Origin of the sequence: Micromonospora sp. M51 (genome assembly GCF_018070305.1) — a bacterium.
Lineage (GTDB): Bacteria > Actinomycetota > Actinomycetes > Mycobacteriales > Micromonosporaceae > Micromonospora > Micromonospora parva.
On sequence record NZ_JAGPXZ010001497.1, the window covers coordinates 1 to 466 of the forward strand.

Genomic DNA, 466 nt, shown 5'->3' on the forward strand with positions numbered 1-466 from the left:
GTCCGGATGCCGCCGGCGCAGCTCGTCGGTGCCGGCGCTGGTGCCGGTGACGGTGCTGACCGTCAGCACCGGCCCGGTCGTTGCCGTCGGAAGAGCGGCCCGCAGCGTGGCCAGCAGACCCGGGTCCGCCGACACCCTGCTGCCGGCGCCGAGCAGCGCGGGCGGCATGCCCAGCTCGTCGACGGGGATGAAGCCGTCGGGCGACTCGGCACCCAGGTCGGCGGCGATGCTGGCGGTGCCGAGCACCGTGTCGCCGACCTCGGCCCGCCCGGTGAAGCCGCCGGCCACACCGGCGCTGACCACCGCGCGGTACGGCCGGCCGGCGGCCTCGGCGAGTGCCAACAGCCGGGCGGTGGCGGCACCGGCGATGGCCGGGCCCACACCGATCGGCGCGACGGTCACGGTGCGGTCGGTCAGCCCGGCGCGGACCGCGTCCGCCTCGGCGGGAACCGCCGTCACCACCAGC

General features: G+C 78.1%; 1 protein-coding gene. It reads right to left on the bottom strand.

What is annotated here, in order from left to right; genetic code table 11:
* Positions 1–465, bottom strand: a 465-nt coding sequence (locus KBX53_RS35630; RefSeq protein ID WP_247676664.1) for a futalosine hydrolase, incomplete at its 3' end; no start/stop codon positions are given.
* Between the last annotated feature and the right edge of the window lies 1 nt (position 466).